This is a genomic window from Streptomyces sioyaensis (genome assembly GCF_004122735.1).
In the GTDB taxonomy this organism is placed as follows: domain Bacteria; phylum Actinomycetota; class Actinomycetes; order Streptomycetales; family Streptomycetaceae; genus Streptomyces; species Streptomyces sioyaensis.
Genome location: NZ_SDIF01000245.1, coordinates 1 through 3,686 on the forward strand (window position 1 = coordinate 1; position 3,686 = coordinate 3,686).

The 3,686-nt window shown below is 69.3% G+C and carries 2 protein-coding genes and 1 pseudogene; 2 read left to right on the top strand and 1 reads right to left on the bottom strand.

Features of this window, described 5'->3' with window-relative positions:
- A pseudogene (locus EST54_RS33515) lies at positions 1-485 on the bottom strand (hypothetical protein); the annotation flags it as partial.
- 717 nt (positions 486-1,202) lie between these two features.
- Here EST54_RS33515 and EST54_RS33520 point away from each other — a divergent pair.
- Positions 1,203-1,865: a VC0807 family protein gene (locus EST54_RS33520; protein ID WP_239012982.1), complete on the top strand. Its 663-nt coding sequence runs from the start codon at positions 1,203-1,205 to the stop codon at positions 1,863-1,865.
- A gap of 382 nt (positions 1,866-2,247) precedes the next feature.
- Positions 2,248-3,624 (top strand): NADP-specific glutamate dehydrogenase, encoded by a 1,377-nt coding sequence (gene gdhA / locus EST54_RS33525; protein WP_174857569.1) that lies wholly within the window; start codon positions 2,248-2,250, stop codon positions 3,622-3,624.
- The last annotated feature ends 62 nt before the right edge of the window (positions 3,625-3,686 follow it).

Sequence of the window (3,686 nt, forward strand, 5' to 3'; positions counted from 1 at the left end):
CGGTGGGCGAGGAGGCGGGCCGGGCGGCGGTTGATGTGCGCAGGGAGGCCGATGGTCAGGGCATCGGTGATCTCCTGCGGGGCCGCCCCGCGGTCGAGCCAGTCCGTGACGGCCGGGGCGAGTGCCGTGATCTCCCGCTCGGAGAGGAACAGCCGGCGGTCGCGGTGGGGGAGGGCGGCGAGGAGATCGGCGGCTTGCGGTGCGGGCGGGGCGATGGCTGGTACGGGCTCTGACGGCGGCGGGTTCTCCGGCTCGGTGGTGGGCTCGGGGCCGCGTGCTTCGGCGGCCGCCGGGGGCGTCTTAGGGGCTGCTTCCGGGTCGGAGAAGTGCGCGCAGAGGGCGGCGATGGTGATGGGCGCACCGTCCGGGAGGGACAGGATGTACGCCGCGACGCCGACCGTGACCGCGCTACCTGCCCGCTGCGCAAGGTGGTTGGAGGACGGTGAAGCGGGAGGTCTGACGCGTACGGATGTGGATGACGCCACTGGAAGGGCGAGCGTGTGCGGATGAGGGCGCGTTAGAATGCGCGGAAGTCATGGGGAAGGTCTCGTCTTCCTGGTGATCAGGCCCTCGGATCGGGATTGCAGTCCCGCCGGGGGCCGTTCTGTGTGCGGTGGTGGTGCTGAGGTCGCAGTGGAACTGCGGTGAGCGTAACCGCATTCCGGACGCGCTCGCGCTCAAGTCACCCGATGCGGTGAGGAGTTGGGGCGGCGGTAGGTGGGTGGGGTTCTCTGCCCGGGTTCTTTGGTTGGTCGGCCGGATCACCGGCGGTCGGTGGGGCGGAACCTGGTGCCGCCCCACCGGTGTCCGGTCAGCCGACTTCCGGCGCGACCTGGGCGTATGCGAGGAAGGCGTCCAGGAGGTGAAGGGCGTCCAGGAGGTGGGGGAGACCGCTGTCTGCGCGTCGTTCGGAACTGACCGTCGCTCGGAACTGACAACTGACAAATGTCATGGGGAAGCCAGGACAGTCGAGACTGTTGCGGCGTGCGGCGGTGCCCGAAGCTGAAAGCGTTGAGGAATGACGCAGTGCAGAGAACATCGGGGGAGCCACCGTGAGCCAGAGCGAGAGCCAGAGCCGGAGCCGGAGCCAGGGCAAGAGTCAGGGTGAGAGCCGGGGCCGTAGTGCGGTCGCCGGTGGCGGCAAGCAGCCCAATCCGCTGGTGCAGAGCCTGCTGCCGCTGGTCCTGGACGCGGGCGTTCCCATGGCCATGTACTTCATCCTCAGCGACGGTTTCGGGCTGAGCGAGGTGGCCGCGCTGGGGTGGAGCAGTGTGGTGCCGGCGCTGCGTACGGTCTGGAGCCTGGTGCGGCGCACCGGCGTCAACGGCCTCGCGCTGCTGATCCTCGTCGTCAACGCCGTGGGTCTGGCCACCAGCACGGTGACCGGTGATCCGCGGCTGATGCTCGCCAAGGACAGCGTGACCAGCAGCGTCATCGGGATCTCGATGATCGTCTCCGTGTTCCTGGGGAAGCCGCTGATGACCGCCGGGCTCAAGCCGTTCGTGACGAAGGGCGGCCCGGACGGCGAGGCGGCCTGGGACCGTCTGATGGCCGGGTCCGCACCGTTCCGTCGCGCCGAGCGGAGGTTCTCGCTGATCTGGGGGACCGTGCTGCTGACCGAGTGTGTGGTGAAGGCGATCGGCGCGTACACGATTCCGGTGCACACGATGGTCTGGCTGGGGACCGTGCTGACGCTGGTGGCCGTCCTGCTCTCGATGGTCGTCGCGGGCGGAAGCTGCGCGGACCCGATGGAGAAGATGGTCAAGGCCGAGGTGGAGCGGGTGGCGGACACTGCGGCTGCTGACACGGGAACGGCCGTCTCCGCCTCCGCCTCCGCCGCTACGGCGGTCGGGGCCGCGGGCTGAGCGGCCCAGGGGTCCGGTGACCGCCCTCGTCAACCGGTGCGGGGTCGGCCGAGTGGGGGGCGGTCAACTGTGAGGTGCCGCACAGCGGGCGGGGTGCTGTGCGGTGCCCGTTGGCCGAGGTCAGGGCGTTGACCTGCGGGCATGCAGCGGGGCAGGGGTGCGGCGGAGGAGTGGGGCGCGGGCGTACATGATCGACGTGTCGCGCATGCCACAGTCGATCGGTGCGATGTTGCTGAATAGTGTCGGCGGTGCGACAGGACGTCGGCACTGCCGGGCCAGGAGTGGTGGTGACCCGCGTGCGCCAGGAGTTTCCGTGCGCGTGAGGGGTCGTCAGGTCCGGACCGCAGACGGCCTCTCCGCGGCCACGAAGGGAACGGAAGTCATGTCGACTGTTCAATCTGACGTCAAGCCCGGCGTTCATCCGGCCGGGCCGGCGGCCCTGTACGCCGAGCTGGTCCGGCGCAATCCCGGGGAGCCCGAGTTCCATCAGGCGGCTCTTGAGGTGCTGGAGACGCTGGCCCCCGTGCTGGCGGCCCGTCCGGAGCTCGCCGAGGCGAAGGTCCTGGAGCGGATCTGTGAGCCGGAGCGGCAGATCATGTTCCGCGTCCCCTGGCAGGACGATTCCGGGACGGTTCATGTCAACCGGGGCTTCCGGGTGGAATTCAACAGCGCGCTCGGCCCGTACAAGGGCGGTCTGCGCTTCCACTCGTCGGTGAATCTGGGGATCGTGAAGTTCCTCGGCTTCGAACAGATTTTCAAGAACTCTCTTACCGGGCTGAACATCGGCGGCGGCAAGGGCGGCAGCGACTTCGACCCGCACGGGAAGTCGGACGCCGAAGTCATGCGCTTCTGCCAGTCGTTCATGACGGAGCTGCACCGCCATCTCGGCGAGCACACCGACGTACCGGCGGGCGACATCGGCGTCGGCGGCCGCGAGATCGGCTATCTCTTCGGGCAGTACCGGCGGATCACCAACCGCTGGGAGGCCGGTGTGCTCACCGGCAAGGGGCTGGCCTGGGGCGGCTCCAAGGCCCGTACCGAGGCCACCGGTTACGGGAACGTGCTTTTCACCGAGGAGATGCTCAAGCAGCGCGGTGAGGAGCTGGACGGGCAGCAGGTGGTGGTCTCCGGATCCGGAAATGTCGCGATCTACACCATCGAGAAGGCGCAGGCGCTCGGCGCCAACGTGCTGACCTGCTCGGACTCCGGCGGCTATGTCGTCGACGAGAAGGGCATCGATCTGGCGCTGCTGCGGCAGATCAAGGAGGTCGAGCGCGGCCGGATCAGTGCGTACGCCGAGCGGCGCGGGGTGTCGGCCACCTATGTGCCCGGCGGGCGGGTGTGGGACGTGGCGTGCGATGTGGCGCTCCCGTCGGCGACCCAGAACGAGCTGGACGAGGACGCCGCCCGGATCCTGGTCCGCAACGGCGTCAAGGCGGTCTCCGAGGGCGCCAACATGCCGACGACGCCGGAGGCGGTCTCGCTCCTGAAGGCGGCCGGGGTGGCCTTCGGTCCCGGTAAGGCCGCCAATGCGGGCGGTGTCGCGACCAGTGCGCTGGAGATGCGGCAGAACTCCTCGCGGGATGCGTGGTCCTTCGAGCGTACGGAGGGCGAACTCGCGACGATCATGCGCGGGATCCACCGGCGCTGCTACGAGACCGCGGAGCGCTTCGGGCTGCCCGGTGACTATGTCGCGGGCGCCAACATCGCGGGCTTCGAGCGGGTGGCGGACGCGATGCTGGACCAGGGGTTGATCTGATCCTCGGGGGGTGGGGGGAAAGTCGGAAGAGTCACGCGCCTGGATCCACCGCCCCAAACCCC

Bases quoted from the DNA above. Each gene is read 5' to 3' on its own strand.
- EST54_RS33520 (WP_239012982.1), top strand. From the start codon at position 1,203: ATGGCCATGTACTTCATCCTCAGCGACGGTTTCGGGCTGAGCGAGGTG.
- gdhA (WP_174857569.1), top strand. From the start codon at position 2,248: ATGTCGACTGTTCAATCTGACGTCAAGCCCGGCGTTCATCCGGCCGGG.